The sequence below is a fragment of the Natrinema sp. H-ect1 genome (genome assembly GCF_041821105.1).
GTDB classification, from domain to species: Archaea; Halobacteriota; Halobacteria; order Halobacteriales; family Natrialbaceae; genus Natrinema; species Natrinema thermotolerans.
Genome location: NZ_JBGUBA010000008.1, coordinates 33481 through 47872, shown reverse-complemented (window position 1 = coordinate 47872; position 14392 = coordinate 33481). Strand labels below are relative to the sequence as shown.

Genomic DNA, 14392 nt, shown 5'->3' with positions numbered 1-14392 from the left:
GACCGGGCTACGGGGGTGGCCTCGGGTCCTGCGGCCTCGGTGACCCCTGCTCGAAACCGACCGATCGGGCTTTTCGCGGGGTGACAGAAAAGCGTCCAGAGCGGCAGCGGGCGGGTCGAAAACGAGAGTACGACAGCAGTGGGAACGCAGACCCGACAGGAATCGGGTCGCCGGGGACCGCTTACTCGACGGTGACGCTTTTCGCCAGGTTCCGCGGTTTGTCGATGGGACGGCCGAGGAGATCGGCGGCGTGATACGACACGAGCTGGAGCTGAACGTTCGCGAGCAGGCCCGCCAGATCGGGCTCGGTGTCGGGGATCGGGAGGTGGTCGTCGGCGACCTCAACGGCCGGGTGGTCGTCGGGACAGACCGCGATCACCGGCGCGCCGCGGGTCTGTGCCTCCTCGGCGTTTTTCAACGTCTTCTCGTCTTCCTGTCCGGTGAAGATCGCGAACACCGGCGTCTCCGGCGTCACCAGCGCCAGCGGCCCGTGTTTGAGTTCGCCCGAGGCGAAGCCCTCGGCGTGTTCGTAGGTGATCTCCTTGAACTTCAGCGCCCCCTCGAGCGCGACGGGGTAGCCGAGCCCGCGACCGATGAAGAAGTACGCCTCGCTGTCGCTGTAGCGTCTGGCGACGGTCTTTGCGGCCGACCCGGCGAGTACGTCGTCGATGGCCGCCGGCATCGATGCCAGTTCCGGTAGGAGCGCCTCGAGGTCGGCCGGCGGCTCGCCCCGCAGGTCGGCGGCGATCCGCTGGGCCAGCAACGTGAGCATGACCGCCTGCGAGGAGAAAGTCTTCGTCGCGGCGACGCCGATCTCCGGGCCGGCCCGGATAAACAGCGCGTCGTCGGCCTCGCGAGCGGCCGTCGATCCGACGACGTTCGTCAGGGTGAGTGTAGCGGCACCCTCGCGGGCGGCCCGCCGAAGCGCAGTGAGCGTATCGGCCGTCTCCCCGCTCTGGGTGACCGCGATCACCAGCGTGTCGTCGTCGATCGGCGGGGCCGAGACGCTGTACTCGTTGGCCAGCAGGGCGGTCGACTGGACGCCCGCCTGATTCAGCGCCAGCGAGCCGTAGAGCGCGGCGTGATACGATGTCCCACAGGCGACGAACTGGACGCTGTCGACATCGGCGAAGGTCCCGGGTTCGAAGTCGGCCAGCGCGATCCGGCCACCGGCCGGATCGATCCGGCCCTCGAGCGCCTGTGACAGCGACGTGGGCTGTTCGTGGATCTCCTTGAGCATGAAGTGGTCGTACGTGCCCTTGCCGGCCTGTTCCGGGTCCCACTCGACTGTTTCGGGTTCGCGCACGACCGGGTCCCCATCGAGGTCGGTGAACTCGACGCCGTCCTCGTCGACGACGACGACGTCGCCGTCCTCGAGGTAGATGACGCTGTCCGTGTACTCGAGGAAGGCGGGGACGTCGCTGGCGAGGAAGTACTCGCCGTCCTCCATGCCGACGACCAGCGGCGACCCGCGGCGGGCCGCGTAGAGGACGTGTTCGCCCGAGACCATCGCGGTGACGGCGTAGCTGCCCTCGAGTTCGTCGATAGCCTGTCGGAAAGCCGGCTCGCTGTCGTAGCCGGCGTCGAGGTAGTACTGGACGAGATGTGGGATGACTTCGGTGTCGGTGTCGCTGGTGAACTCGTAGCCGTTGGCCGCGAGCCGCTCTCTGAGTTCGGTGTAGTTCTCGATGATACCGTTGTGGACGACGGCGACGTCCTCGCTCTCGTCGGTATGCGGGTGGGCGTTGGCGTCGGTCGGGGGCCCGTGCGTACTCCAGCGGGTGTGACCGATCCCGACCTCCCCCTGGAGCGGCTCGCCGATCGACGATTTCAGTTCCTCGACCTTCCCGGAGCGTTTCTCGACGTTGATGCCGGAGCCGTTCTGGACGGCGACGCCCGCGGAATCGTAGCCGCGATACTCGAGGTTTTCCAGGCCCGTCAGCAGCGGTTCGAGAGCGTTGCCGTCGCCGACGCGGCCGATGATGCCACACATCGGTGGCTCACCCCCCGTCGGGCCGGTGGTGACGGTCGTGTGGCCCGCTCACGGTAGTTGCGTGTGCAGCGACGGCCCGGCTCGCCCCCGACGACGAGGGCCGACGCGATCTGACAGCACAGTGATCCGAATCGAGTGTTCGAGATGACAACCGGTACGCGACCATGAGCCAAGGCAACCCTCCCGAACCCATTACTATAGACGGACTACTGAACGCCGTAGTCTCCGGGTACTCGAGGCCTGAGTCGCGGTTCGGCCGTTTCGAATGCGGGGGACGGGTCGCCGTATCGAGTCGCTATCACGACCGAACCGTCGGTCCCGGCCGCGCTCTCGAGCGGTTTTGCCGAAGGCGTCGGCCGGCGGTGAAAAGTACGGCAAACGAACAGGGGATTGCCGCTCTAGTACGGACGGCAAAACGATCGGTAGGGGGCGGACACGGGACCGGTCGACCCGGTTTCGAAGGGGTGCAGCCACGTTGACAGAAAAGGGCAAAAACCGGCACACCTTTTGCAGTGGCGGCGAACGTGTACGTATGGGTTTTGGTAGCTACGACGAATCCGAACAAAAAGAGCAGACTGCCGACGACGACGAGGACGTCGAAGCCGTCAACGTCCACGAAAACGACCATCATGGCGAGATGTCGTTCGAATCCGACATATCGACGGACGAGCTGGTCGACCAGCTCGGCGCGATGAAAGACGACGAAGACGACGAGTAACGCGTCGGTAGGCGACCGGAGCGCCCGGAATCGCTTGCGACGGTCCGCAGGGTCGTCGAACTGCTTACATCTCGGTTTTCTCGCGCGGACGTACGACTGTCGTCGCTCGATCGGAGAGCGTCGGGACGAACTGCAACGGCCAGACACCGCTGGAGGAATGGGCGGCCCTGGGGCTCGGTCAGAGCGTCTGTGCGCAGAGTTCGCCGATCGCCCGTCGCAGTCGCTGGGAGACGGCCGACTTCGAGACGTCGAGCCGTTGTGCGAGTTCGTCCTGGGAGATGCCGCGAGGGACCTCGAAATAGCCTTCCTCGTAGGCGACGGCGAGCAACTCCTGTTGTTTGTCGGTCAGGGCGACGACGCCGTCGTCGTCCTCGTCGGACACCCGGAGGTGATCGACGGTGATCGACACGTCGCGCTCGCGGCAGTAGTCGTTGAACGCGACGAGTCGGTCCCGGTCGGGAAACCGCAACTGGAGCTGCCAGCCGGCCCGGCAGCTCGAGCAATCGAGGAGACGACCGCCGACGGCGGCAGTCGCGGCGGTGAACGTGACTGCGCGGTCGGTAAGGGCCACCCGGTAGACTCGCCTGTCCGGATAGCGGTCGACGAGGACGGGATCGGCGACGGTAGGATCGGTCTCGAGCCCGGCCTCGAACGCCTCGAGATCGGTTCCGTGGGCCGTGACGAACACGACGGTCCGGCCGGGTTCGGGCTCGGTCCAGTAGTCGGGCTCGAGGGTGACGTCCGGGGCCCGCCGGAGCGAGGGGGCCAGAAACAGCCGCGAGTGATCGAGCCGGAGCTGGGCGACGATACCGCCGTCGGCCGTCGATCGAACGCCGCTCGCGTCGGCAGCGGTTCCGTCGGCGTCGGCTCCCGGCTCCGGTCGGTCCTCGCCGTCGGCAATCTCGATGCTCACAGGACCATCCCCCGCCCGCCCGGGCGGCCGCTGTAATCAGTTCTTACCTCGAACGCACTCATTGAATGGCTCATTAGGAGCCGAGTACATGGTCGTAGACGCTATACACGGAACCGAACAGGGGGCCGACATCAATACGTATTCATCCGTCAACTCGCTATCCAGTTTGGGCCGAGCGGGAAAGCATGTGTTACCCGATGGATCGGCTCAGTAAGACCGAAATACGCACGGCCCGGCATCGATGCTGGCCGGAGTTGGCCGGCCATCACGACCGATGCCGGCTGAGTTGGGCCCCGTCGCCGCTGGCTGGGACGGTTCGATCGGCGGCACGCGATCACCCTCCGTCGGCGTCGTCGAACAGTAATGCGAACAGCTTCCGCTGGGCCAACCGGAGGTGCCGGCTGAACGTCGGCTGGGAGATGCCAAGCGAGTCCGCGATCTCCTCGCCGGTGTGATCGCGGGGCCATTCGAAGAATCCCCCGTGGTAGGCCGCCTCGAGCGTCCGCCGCTGTCGCTCCGAGAGGCGCGCGGCGAGTTCGTCGATCGCACCCGCTGCCCGGGGCGGTCGCTCCCGCGTTCGGCGAGCGATCAGCTCCGTCCCCGAATGTCGCCGCTCGAGGGCACGGACGAACGCGCGGACGTCGATGGGATCGCCGAGTTCGATCGTGAGCCGGGTCCGGTCGTCGACCGGCTCGAGCGAGCGGAGGACGCCGCCGTGGGCCGCGATCGTCCCGGCGACGGTGGGCGCGGCAAAGACGATCTCGAGGGCTGTCCGGTCGTCGCCGTCGCCGACGACCGTGACCGATTCGACGGCCGTCACGGCCGCGACTCGGTCCCGGATCGCGTCCGAATCGCCGTCCGAGATCGAACAGTACACCGTCGAACCGTCCGTCGACCGCGGGATCACGGCCCGGACGTCGATCGCCCGCCCGAGCCGGGCGGCGAGCGACGACAACGGCTCGGTCTCGTCCCGGCAGACGACCTCGAGTTCGGTTACCCGGTCGGCGAGCAGCGCCGCTTTCGTCTCGAGCGCGCCGATCGCGGCGCCCGCGATCGTTCCGAGATGGGCACAGGCTCGGCGGGTCCGCTCGTCGAAGGCGCCTGGCGCCGTCGCGTACGCGGTCAGCGTCCCGAAGCGGAACTCGTCGGCAGTGAGGGGGACGCTCAGCACCGACCGGAACCCGCGGTCGCGCAGGCGTCGCCGCCACGAGTCCCCGCCGGCACGGTCGGTCGTCTCGGAACTACTGTCGTCGGTCGCGAGATCGTCGACCACGACCGCCTCGCGGGTCGTCGCCGCGGTGTGAGCCGGCGTCTCCTCGCCCCCGTTCAGCGCCACCGTCGCCGACTCGAGGAACGCGGCGTCACGGCCGGCCCACGCCGTCGGGACGAGCCGTTCGCGGCCGTCGTCCGCGTGACCGACCCAGGCGAGCCCGACGCCGTCGGCCGCGGCCGGCAGCGGGAGCGAGACCAGTCCTTCACAGAGCCGTTCCTCGACCCCCTCGCGGGTCTCCGCCCCCAGTAGCGACCGTCCGAGGTCCCACAGTCGCTCGTCCCGGTCGACGACCGTCTCGAGCCGAGCGCGCTCGTGGCGGCAGGTCCGGAGGGCAGCGGCGCGATCGCGGTCCTCGAGTGCGAGCGCCGTGGCCGTCGACAGCGCCTCGAGCCCGTCGATGTCGATGCCATCGAACGCCGTCGGCTTCGTGCTGGTCGCGAGGACGATCCCGTCGCTCCCGACCGGCACTGCGAGTACCCGCTCGGCTCGGAGCCCGGTACGTGCGAGGACGTCCGTGAACGCCTCGCGGTCGTCGACCGTCGGCTCGCCCGACTCGAGGATCGGTTCGAGCCGCGTCCCACAGGGGTCGATCGCCGGCGGTTCGATCGACGCGTCGTCGCTGCCAGTATGGTCGGCCGTCACGGTGGCCGCCGGCCGAAGGTCGTCGGTCCCGCGGTACCAGACGGCGACATCGGCCCCCATCCACTCGCCGACGGCGTCGACGACCGCACGCCGAACGGCCGAGGGGGTTTCCGCACTGGCGAGTGCAGCGGTCGTTCGACGAAGCATCGACGCCGCGCCGTCGCTGGACTCGGCCCCATCGCGCACGACACAGAGCGTTCGATCCGCCGTCGATGGGGCGCGGTCGGCGTCGAAGTCGGGAGACAACGGTGCGATGGAAACGTCGACCGGCCGCGGCGGCTCGGTCGCGAGCGTCCCCGAAACGGAGTCGAGCCACCTGACGACCGGCGAGTCGGCCCGCTCCAGCACCGCCGCCGCGAGGTCGTCGTCGAACACCGATTCGAGGTCCCGGCCGACCAGCGACGCCGCGTCGGCCAACTCCAGCAGCGCCGGGTTCGCAAGCCGGATCGTCGCCCCCTCGAGGACGGCGATCCCGACGTCGACAGCGTCGACGACCGACTCGAGGAGCGCGAGCCGATCCCGATCCGTCTCCACGGCCTCGGCGGGCCGGTTCCGGACGTGGATCGTCGCGCCGTCGTCGCCGGGATGAACGGCGACAGCGATCGGGTCCTCGAGCGAGGGGACCGGCGTCTCGAACGCGGTGACCGAGCCGGTCCGCTCGGCCTCCCGGACCCGTTCGGAGAGGGATCGACCGAGGGCGTCCGGCAGCCGATCCCAGAGGACGACGCCCGGCGGGAGCGGGTCGTCGGCCATCGTCGAATCGAACCGCCGGACGAATCGGCTGGCTGCCGCGTTCGCGTACTGTACGTCGTCGTCCGAACCGAGGACGAAAAGCGGGTCCGCCAGCCGATCGAGCCCCGTTCGGACGGCGTCGGGACCGCCGGCGTCGGCGGTCGAGTTCGCGTCCGTCCGCGTCACGATGACCCCCTCGAGGGCCGGATCCGCGAGCCGGTTGGTACAGGTAAGCGTCGCGACCCGCCAGGTGCCGTCGGCGTGGCCGAGGCGGACCCGGACCCGTTCGGTCGTTCCAGTCGGTCCCGCGACGGCGGTGGCGACGGCGTCGCGAACCTCCTCACGATCGTCGGGGTGGACGAGCCGCGTCAGCGCCGTTCGCTCGAGTTCGGCGGGCGTATACCCCAGCCGCGACTCGACGGCCGGCGTCGCGTACTCGACGGTACCCTCGGCGTCGACGACCCAGACGACCGCGTCGGCGGACTCGAGAATCGCGCGGTGCCGCTGGGCGGCCGCGGACGCGGCGCGTCGATACCGCTCGCGATCGGCGGCGTTCCGAACGCGGGTCCGCAGGACGGTCGCCGACGCGTCGCTCGCGACGTCGCTGGCTCCCGCCTCGAGTGCGCGATCGGCGTCGTCCCCGTCGGCGAGTGCGACGATCGGGACGCCGTCGGTTCGGTCCGCCAACTGCTCGAGGAGGGAGGGGGAGTCCGAGCGCTCGTCGGGGTCGAAGGGGCAGACCAGACAGTGGACGTCGCGCTCGGCCAGTCGTTCGCGGGCGGTCGCGACCGTTCGCGCCCGCAGCAGCGACTGCTCCGCGAACGCCCCAGCGAGGGCGTCCATCGCGTCGTCGGCCGAGCTGGACTCACCGACGATCAGGATGCACGGGGAGTCGCCGACGACCGTGGCAGCAGCGTCGCTCACCCGGTGACCACCCCCACCAGGATCGCGGCCGTGTAAGGAGCGGATCGGCATCGGAACGGGTCGGCAGCTATCGGGCGCTGTAGTGCCGGTTCGGTCGCCGACTGCCACCGAACGTGCCCGACTCGAGCGGTCACGATAGCGGTCACAACACCACCGGACGGGTTAAGTATCGATCTCGTACCGGCGGGTAGCACCGGATTAGGTTCGGCGACCGCTGTCGAGCGGCCAGGGGCCATCGTGGCGGCCGGTGTCAGCTGGCGAGTCGGAGACACCGCGCTGGCGCGGTTAGGGCTGCTCGCGGACCGTCAGTACCGGTACCGGCGCGTTCCGGACGATCTCCTCGGCGACGCTACCCGAAATCAAGTGATCGAGTCCGGACCGACTGGCCGTCCCGACGATGACCATGTCGACCGGGTTCACCTCCGCGTAGTCGACGATCTGTTCCTGGGGAACGCCGTGGCGAACGTCCGTCGTCGCCTCGACCCCGTCGCGTTCGGCCGCCTCTCGAGCGCGTTCGGCGGCCCCTGCGGCCTCGTCTTCCGGATCGTGTCGGAGTCGGTCCTCTTTCTCCGTCGCCTGTGGGCCGTCCTCCGAGACCGAGAGGACGTGCAGCGTCGCGTCGAGTCGGTCCGCGAGTTCGATCCCGTGGTCGGTCGCCCGCTGTGCGGCGTCGCTCCCGTCGGTCGCGACCAGCAGATCCTGATACATGTCCCCCGATTCGAGTGACGGCGGGATAGGTTCCGGACCTGCCGTTGCCTGCCGGAGGGGTGTGGCTCGAGCGAGGCCTCGAAAAAGCGGTTCGAAACGGCCGGTCGGAACGCAGCCGGGGCGAGGCGCCGACGGTCAGGGCACCAGCGCGGCGAGGTCGATCGCGTCGAGGACGACGATCGCGAGGTAGAGTTGGCCGATCCCGGCGACGATCATGACGACGCCCGCGATGCGCTTGAGCAGGCCGGTGTAGGCCGCGAGCCGGCCCGCGCCCGCGACCAGCCCCATTCCGGTCGCGACGGTCAGCGACACCATCAACACGACGAAGCTCCCGACGTAGGTTCCCAGCAGGATCGCCGCCGAGGTCGTCGGCAGCGACAGCGCGCGGGTGACCACGCCGAAGAACACCGGTGCGACACAGCCGGCCGCCGCCAGTGCGTAACCGACCCCGAAGATCCCGAACCCGAGGACGCTCGAGCGCCGCTTGGGAAGCGCGATCGAGGGCGACGGGGCGCGATCGAAGACGATCAGGAGGCCGAACGCGATCAGGACGACGCCGGCGACGACCTCGAACCACGTGACGGCCGACAGCGTCGAGTAGCCGACCCAGAACGTCGCGCCGAGCAAGACGCCGAAGGTGACCAACACGCCGAGGCCGGCGATCAGTCCCCGACTGAGCGCGCCGCCGAGCGACGCGCGGTCGCCGTCGGTCTGGCTGACGTAGAAGCCGACGTAGCCGGGCAGGAGCGGATAGGAACACGGCGAGAAGAACGTCGCGATCCCCGAGGTCAGTCCGAACGCGATCGACGTCGCGAGTGTGGTGTCGACCATGTTAGTTTTCGATCGCTCGTTCGATACCGTCGACGAACTCGTCGGCGGATTTCCGCCCCTTGTCCGTCCACTGAACGCGTCCGTCGGCGTCGATCGCGACGGCGTAGGGGAGCCCCTCGATAGAGTACTGGGCGCTCAGGTCCCGGATCGGGTCGATTCCGAGCGTCCAGTTGCCGTCGTGTTCTTCCCACCAGTCGACGACCTCTTCTTTCGTGACCGAGCCACCGACGTTCTCGTTCGTAACCGACATGAACAGTACGTCGTCGCCGACTCGCTCGTGGGCCTCGATGAGATCGGGCATCTGCTTGGAACAGGGCGGACACCACGTCGCGAAGAAGTCGATGAACGTCGGCTGATCGGATGCGGGCACGCGTACCTCGCCGGCCTCGCTGCCCGGCGCGGCGATCGTTTCCACCGTCTGTGGCTCGACGGGGTCGGCGTCTTCGGTACTCCCGAACGAGGGGACGCCGCCGATAGCGACCGCACTCGCGCCACCGACTATACCGAGGCTACCGATTCCGGCGAGTAGCTCCCGCCGTCGCATCTAGCCGTTCACCACCGTTTCGAAGTCGTCGATCAGGCGGGACACCTCGACCGAATGCCCTTTGACGTACACGCGTTCGACGATTCCCGCTTCGTTGACGAGGAAGATATAGGGGAGATGCGGGAAGGTATACTCGACGTTTTCGTAATCGTGATCGTAGTTCTTTTTCAGTGACTCCTCGGGGAGCCCGTAGGTCTCTCCGATGATCGATTGGGCTTTCTCGTAGCGCTCGGGCCGCAGGAAATGCCAGTTGTCCGCCTCGTAATCGACGCTGCGTCGGTCGGCGAACGTCCGTAGTTGCTCCGCGGTATCCCGTTCGGGATCGAACGTCATCGCGAGGAACGCCGCCTCGTCCTCGTAGCCGTTTTCGACCGCAGCCTGCTGTGCGCGTTGCAGTCGTAACGTCAGTGCGGGACACATCCCGTCCGGACAGTTCGTATAAATGAACGTCATCAAGACAGTCCGGTCCCCCTCGAACTGCTCGACGGAAATCGTCTCGTCGGAAAGCGGGTCAGGCAGCGTGACCGACGGGTATTCGTCCCCGTAGCTCGGGTGTGTCGCCGCGCTGAGGTCAGTTTCCGGCGGCCCGAGAACGGCATCGGGATGGCCCGCGTCCCCATTGTCGTTCTCGTTTCCCCCCAGCGCCTCACCGAGACAGCCGGCAATACTGGTAAGTCCCGTTATCCCGGCCGTACCGAGGTATGTTCGCCGGTCCATAATCGACTCGAAGGGTGGGCCGATCAAAGGTTCATTGGTTCGGTTCCCGAAGAGCGGGCGATCCTCCGTCCACGGGACACGGATCCGACCACTGATACGACCGGTGAACGAGAGTCACCCTACGACCGGTAGACGAGAGGTCCCTTCGACCCGCGAACCAACAGGCGTTTCATCACCGGTTTCCAACCGTGAGTCAATGAACCGTCGGCGTTATCTCCGCGGCGTTGCCGGGGTCGGAGCGGTCGGAGCCGCCGGCCTCGCCGGCTGTCTCGAGCGGCTGGGCTTCGAAGAGGAATCGGCGTGGGCGAACCCGCCGCTGGTCGAGGACCGCCCGGACGCCGTCTACCTGCCCGCCTCTCGGGAGGAGATGGGCATGTACGGGATGGACAGCGACGGAGATTACGCCCTCGGGCTCTCGTACACGTTTCCGCATCGATTCTGGACCGTCGAGGCGACCAGCGAGGGCAAACAGCTCGTCGAGGTCGACGCCGACGACAGCCTCCATCTCATGTTGACCGTCTGGGACCGGGAGACGGACACCGTCCTTCCGGTGGATCCAGTCATCGAAGTGCTGCGGGACGGATCGCCCGTCGACGCCGGCATCTCGTCGCCGTGGCCGATGATCTCCCAGCGGATGGGGTTTCACTACGGCGACAACATCCGCCTCCCCGGCGAAGGCGAGTACACGGCTCGAGTCCGTGCCGGGCCCGTCTCGGCCGACCGAACCGGTGCGTTCGACGGCCGACTCGAGTCGGCCGCGACGCTCGAGGTCGACTTCGAGTACAGCCGCTCGTCGATCAACGGTCTCTCGTTCCAGACGATCGACGAGGAGCGGCGAGGGAACCGCGGAGCGTTGCCCCTCATGTCCCACGGTGATGGCGGGGACAGCGACGGGGCCGGAGACGGAAGCGGCGGGATGCCACCGATGGGGCAAGGACCGCCGATCGACGACCTCCCCGGCGAGTCGCTGGGGACCGAACGCAGCGGCGACGCGGCGATCACCGCGATCAGGACCGACGCCGAGCGGTTCGTCGGCAGCGACGGTGGCGAATACCTGGCGGTCGCTCTCAGGACCCCGTATCACGGTATCAGCCTCCCGCTGACGTCACTGTCGGCGGCCCTCGAGCGCGACGGCTCGGTCCGCCTGGAAGAGCGATTGACCGAGACGTTAGACGGCGAGTTCGGTCACCACTACGGGCTCGCGGTCGACGATCTCGCCGCCGGAGACCGGCTGAGAGTCACCGTCGATTCCCCGCCGCAAGTGTCCCGTCACGACGGCTACGAAACGGCGTTTTTCGAATTCGAAGACGTAACGTATACGGTCTGAGTCGGGACGGGGTTCGCGTCCGCTGAATCGACACTGCGGGTCAGCCGCCGGCGTCTCCGGCCGTGCTGCCGGAAACAGCTTCTGGCGGGATTCCAGCTCGAGCCGCTGCTATTTTCACGGCAAACCGACGCGGTCCACGTCCGGTCGAACGACTACCGAGTGTCGCGGGGAATCGTTTTCCAGGTAAATCCGATCGTAGCGGGCGAAATCGTTCCGAAACGAACCGCAATAGTTCGGTACGGCTCCGATAACTATCGGGGAGTATCGAATACGACCAAGGCATGTCTCTGTCAACCAATTCGGATATGGATATCGGCTGCCCGGCGTGCGACGCGACGGTCGTCGCGTCCGTGCCGCCGGGGCCGGGAATCCACGCGGAGAGCGATTCGAATCGGCTCCTGGGGAAGGAAACCCGGTGTCGGAACTGCGGTCACGAACTCGAACTCTACTACTATTGAGCGGGCCGTACGGAATCGGTCGACCGAACTGGTCGCCGTCGGATCGGAACCTGAACATCCGGGATCGTGACGACGAGCGAGAGGGCTGCAGTCGTGTGCCACTGGCGGACTCGAGGGGGCCGCTACTGGCTCGAGCGGACGTGTCTCACACCGGGTTTCCGGTGAAATTCGAGAGGGACGCTGGTACTGGCTCGACATGGCCATGTGGAAACACACCGAATTTCCGGTGAACAGGACCGAATTTCCGGTGAGCAGGTCCAAGTTTCCGGTGGACAGGACTGAGATGGAGGACAAAATCAGTGCAAGGGACGACTCGGTTCGGCACCGATACGGCCGCGACCCGTTCTGATTCATAGTGGAGTCGGATCCATAACAGCCGTGGGGTCGAATCGGCAGTAACCACGGGTTCGAACACCGGGTTTCCGGTGAATCAGCGGAGCGTTCCCGAATCCTCGTTCCGCGGCGGTGCTGTTCTTTTTGTACCGGGACTGTTCTGTCACCGATTCGGTGACGTGAGAACTACCGACTCGACGGGTTTGGCTGGTCCCCGCTCGAGTTAGATCACCCATCGCTCGATGAGGGCCGCTCGATGAACCCGGCAGTTCGACCGGTCGCGCGGTCACACCGTGTTTCCGGTGAAACGGGGCGGCGGCCGCCGCTCGAGAGCGGAGTGGTGAGACACACCGTGTTTCCGGTGAAGCAGTCCGAGACTCATCGACTCACAACAATCCGGTGAATCCGCAAAGCCACTGTAGCCGCCATAGAGGGGTTAATCGACCGCCTCAGGGCCTAAGAGACCGTTCTGAGTAGAGACGGAGTTAGAGATTGAGTAGAGACCGGGTAGAGACCGGAGAATATCTCGAGGGCAATTGACAGCCCTTGACTGCCTTCGTGGGTGGTAATTGACATCCTGTCTCAATTATGGCTACATATAAGTAATAGATATGAGTATAGCCCACTAAGTGAATCGAAAAATACTCTCAAGAGTAATCGAGAACGGATCCAGTCGAATCGGTGGATCACGCCAGCGGCGTTTCCGAGGGTTAAACCGCTCGTTCCACCCGGCTCGAGCGGGTTCGTACGTCCAGAGCGACCGTATTTCGAGCCGCCCCACACCGGGTTTCCGGTGAAACGCACCCCGACTTCGACTCCACCCCAACCCCCCAGTCGCCCCGTTTCACCGGAAACACGGTGTGTGTGTCCGCGACCGATCACCGATCGGAACCGAGGATCCGGTCTCGAGTCTCCGGACAAGGACGTCCCGATCTGATCGTCAGTTCGGTCCGTAACCGCCCGCTCGGTGCCGAACACACACTGTGCGACCGATCCCCAACCCGCCGGGGCGGAACGGAAGTGCTATTTCACCGGAAACACGGTGTCCGACTATGTCGAGTTCCGGCGACGACCTGTTCACCCGCGACGACCCGATCTTCGAGAACAAGGAGCTACTCGAGATCAACCACCTGCCCGAGGAGGGGCGGATCGTCGGCCGGGACGACGAGATCGCCGAACTCGCGAACGCGGTCAATCCGGCGATCTTCGGCCAGAGCCCGAGCAACCTCCTCATTTACGGGAAGACCGGGACGGGCAAGTCCCTCTGTGCGAAGTACATCTCCGAACGGCTCGTCCGGGTCGCCGAAGACGAGGGGATCACGTCGGCCTTCGCCTACGTCGACTGCGCCCAGGACAACACGGAGACACAGGCGGTCCAGACGATCGCCCACACGTTAAACGAGCCGGCGATCACTGATGTCAGAATCCCCGATAAGGGACTAAGTACATCGACCTACTACAAGCGCCTCTGGACGGTGCTGGACGCCCAGTACGACGTCGCCCTGGTCATCCTCGACGAAGTGGACAAGCTCGACGACGACGACATCCTCATGCAACTCTCGCGCGCGGGTGAGGCCGGCAAGCTCGAGTCGTGCAAGATCGGCGTTATCGGGATCAGCAACAAGATCAAGTACAAGGACCGGCTCGACGAGCGGGTCAAGTCGAGCCTCTGTGAACGGGAGTTCGTTTTCCCGCCCTACGACGCGACCCAGCTCCGGGACATCATGGAGGCCCGCAGCGACGCGTTCAAGGACGGCGTCCTCGAGCCGTCGGTCATCCCGCGGGCTGCCGCACTCGCGGCCCGGGAACACGGCGACGCGCGGAAGGCGATCGACATCCTGCGCTACGCCGGGGAGATCGCCCAATCGGAGGGCCACGAGACGGTTCGCGAGGAGTACGTCGTTCAGGCACGCGAGCGGGCCGAAACCGACCGGTTCCGGGAACTCATCCGCGGCTCGACGCCCCACTCGCGCTACGTGTTACAGGCCCTCGCGGTCCTCTCGCTCAATACGCCCGACGAGGACGGGTTCCGAACGACACGGATCTACGACGTCTACGAGGAAATCTGCCGGCAGGAGGGCTCCGACCCCCTCTCCCTGCGCCGCGTCCGCGATCTCCTGAAGGAACACGCCTTCCTCGACATCCTCGAGCAGACCCGTCGCAGCGGTGGGAGCGCAGAGGGCAGCTATACCGAGCATCAGTTGCTCGAGGACCCCGAGGTCGTCCGGACCGTCCTCGTCGAAACCGACGAGCCGTAGCCGAGCGACAGATCGGCGGGG

General features: G+C 66.6%; 10 protein-coding genes. 3 read left to right on the top strand and 7 right to left on the bottom strand.

The genetic code is table 11. The features are described from left to right. Positions 1-181 precede the first annotated feature (181 nt). Positions 182-1993: a glutamine--fructose-6-phosphate transaminase (isomerizing) gene (gene glmS, locus ACERIM_RS15140; protein ID WP_373633332.1), complete on the bottom strand. Its 1812-nt coding sequence runs from the start codon at positions 1991-1993 to the stop codon at positions 182-184. Positions 1994-2525: 532 nt separating this feature from the next. Between glmS and ACERIM_RS15135 the strand changes: the two genes are divergently transcribed. Next, the gene (locus ACERIM_RS15135; RefSeq protein ID WP_373633331.1) at positions 2526-2711 is read left to right on the top strand and encodes a DUF5786 family protein; all 186 of its coding nucleotides are present in this window, start codon (positions 2526-2528) and stop codon (positions 2709-2711) included. Between the two features lie 178 nt (positions 2712-2889). Here ACERIM_RS15135 and ACERIM_RS15130 read toward each other — a convergent pair whose 3' ends face one another. The 6 genes from ACERIM_RS15130 to ACERIM_RS15105 form a co-directional block, all read right to left on the bottom strand. Beyond that, entirely contained in the window at positions 2890-3624 is a 735-nt protein-coding gene (locus ACERIM_RS15130) for a helix-turn-helix domain-containing protein (RefSeq protein ID WP_373633330.1), read from the bottom strand. Between the two features lie 334 nt (positions 3625-3958). Continuing rightward, complete coding sequence (locus ACERIM_RS15125; RefSeq protein ID WP_373633329.1) at positions 3959-7195, bottom strand: bacterio-opsin activator domain-containing protein; 3237 nt, start codon at positions 7193-7195, stop codon at positions 3959-3961. Between the two features lie 285 nt (positions 7196-7480). Next, positions 7481-7903: a universal stress protein gene (locus ACERIM_RS15120; protein ID WP_373633328.1), complete on the bottom strand. Its 423-nt coding sequence runs from the start codon at positions 7901-7903 to the stop codon at positions 7481-7483. Between the two features lie 135 nt (positions 7904-8038). Then, the gene (locus ACERIM_RS15115) at positions 8039-8734 is read right to left on the bottom strand and encodes a cytochrome c biogenesis CcdA family protein (protein ID WP_373633327.1); all 696 of its coding nucleotides are present in this window, start codon (positions 8732-8734) and stop codon (positions 8039-8041) included. A 1-nt stretch (position 8735) separates the two neighbouring features. Beyond that, positions 8736-9278 carry a TlpA family protein disulfide reductase gene (locus ACERIM_RS15110; protein ID WP_373633326.1) on the bottom strand — a complete coding sequence of 181 codons (543 nt, stop codon included), beginning with the start codon at positions 9276-9278 and terminating at the stop codon, positions 8736-8738. Beyond that, a complete protein-coding gene (locus ACERIM_RS15105; protein ID WP_373633325.1) occupies positions 9279-9995 on the bottom strand; it encodes an SCO family protein in 717 nt (238 codons plus the stop codon). A 196-nt stretch (positions 9996-10191) separates the two neighbouring features. Between ACERIM_RS15105 and ACERIM_RS15100 the strand changes: the two genes are divergently transcribed. Both ACERIM_RS15100 and ACERIM_RS15095 read left to right on the top strand, forming a co-directional pair. After that, positions 10192-11322: a hypothetical protein gene (locus tag ACERIM_RS15100; RefSeq protein WP_373633324.1), complete on the top strand. Its 1131-nt coding sequence runs from the start codon at positions 10192-10194 to the stop codon at positions 11320-11322. 1843 nt (positions 11323-13165) lie between these two features. Next, entirely contained in the window at positions 13166-14371 is a 1206-nt protein-coding gene (locus tag ACERIM_RS15095; protein WP_006650323.1) for a Cdc6/Cdc18 family protein, read from the top strand. The last annotated feature ends 21 nt before the right edge of the window (positions 14372-14392 follow it).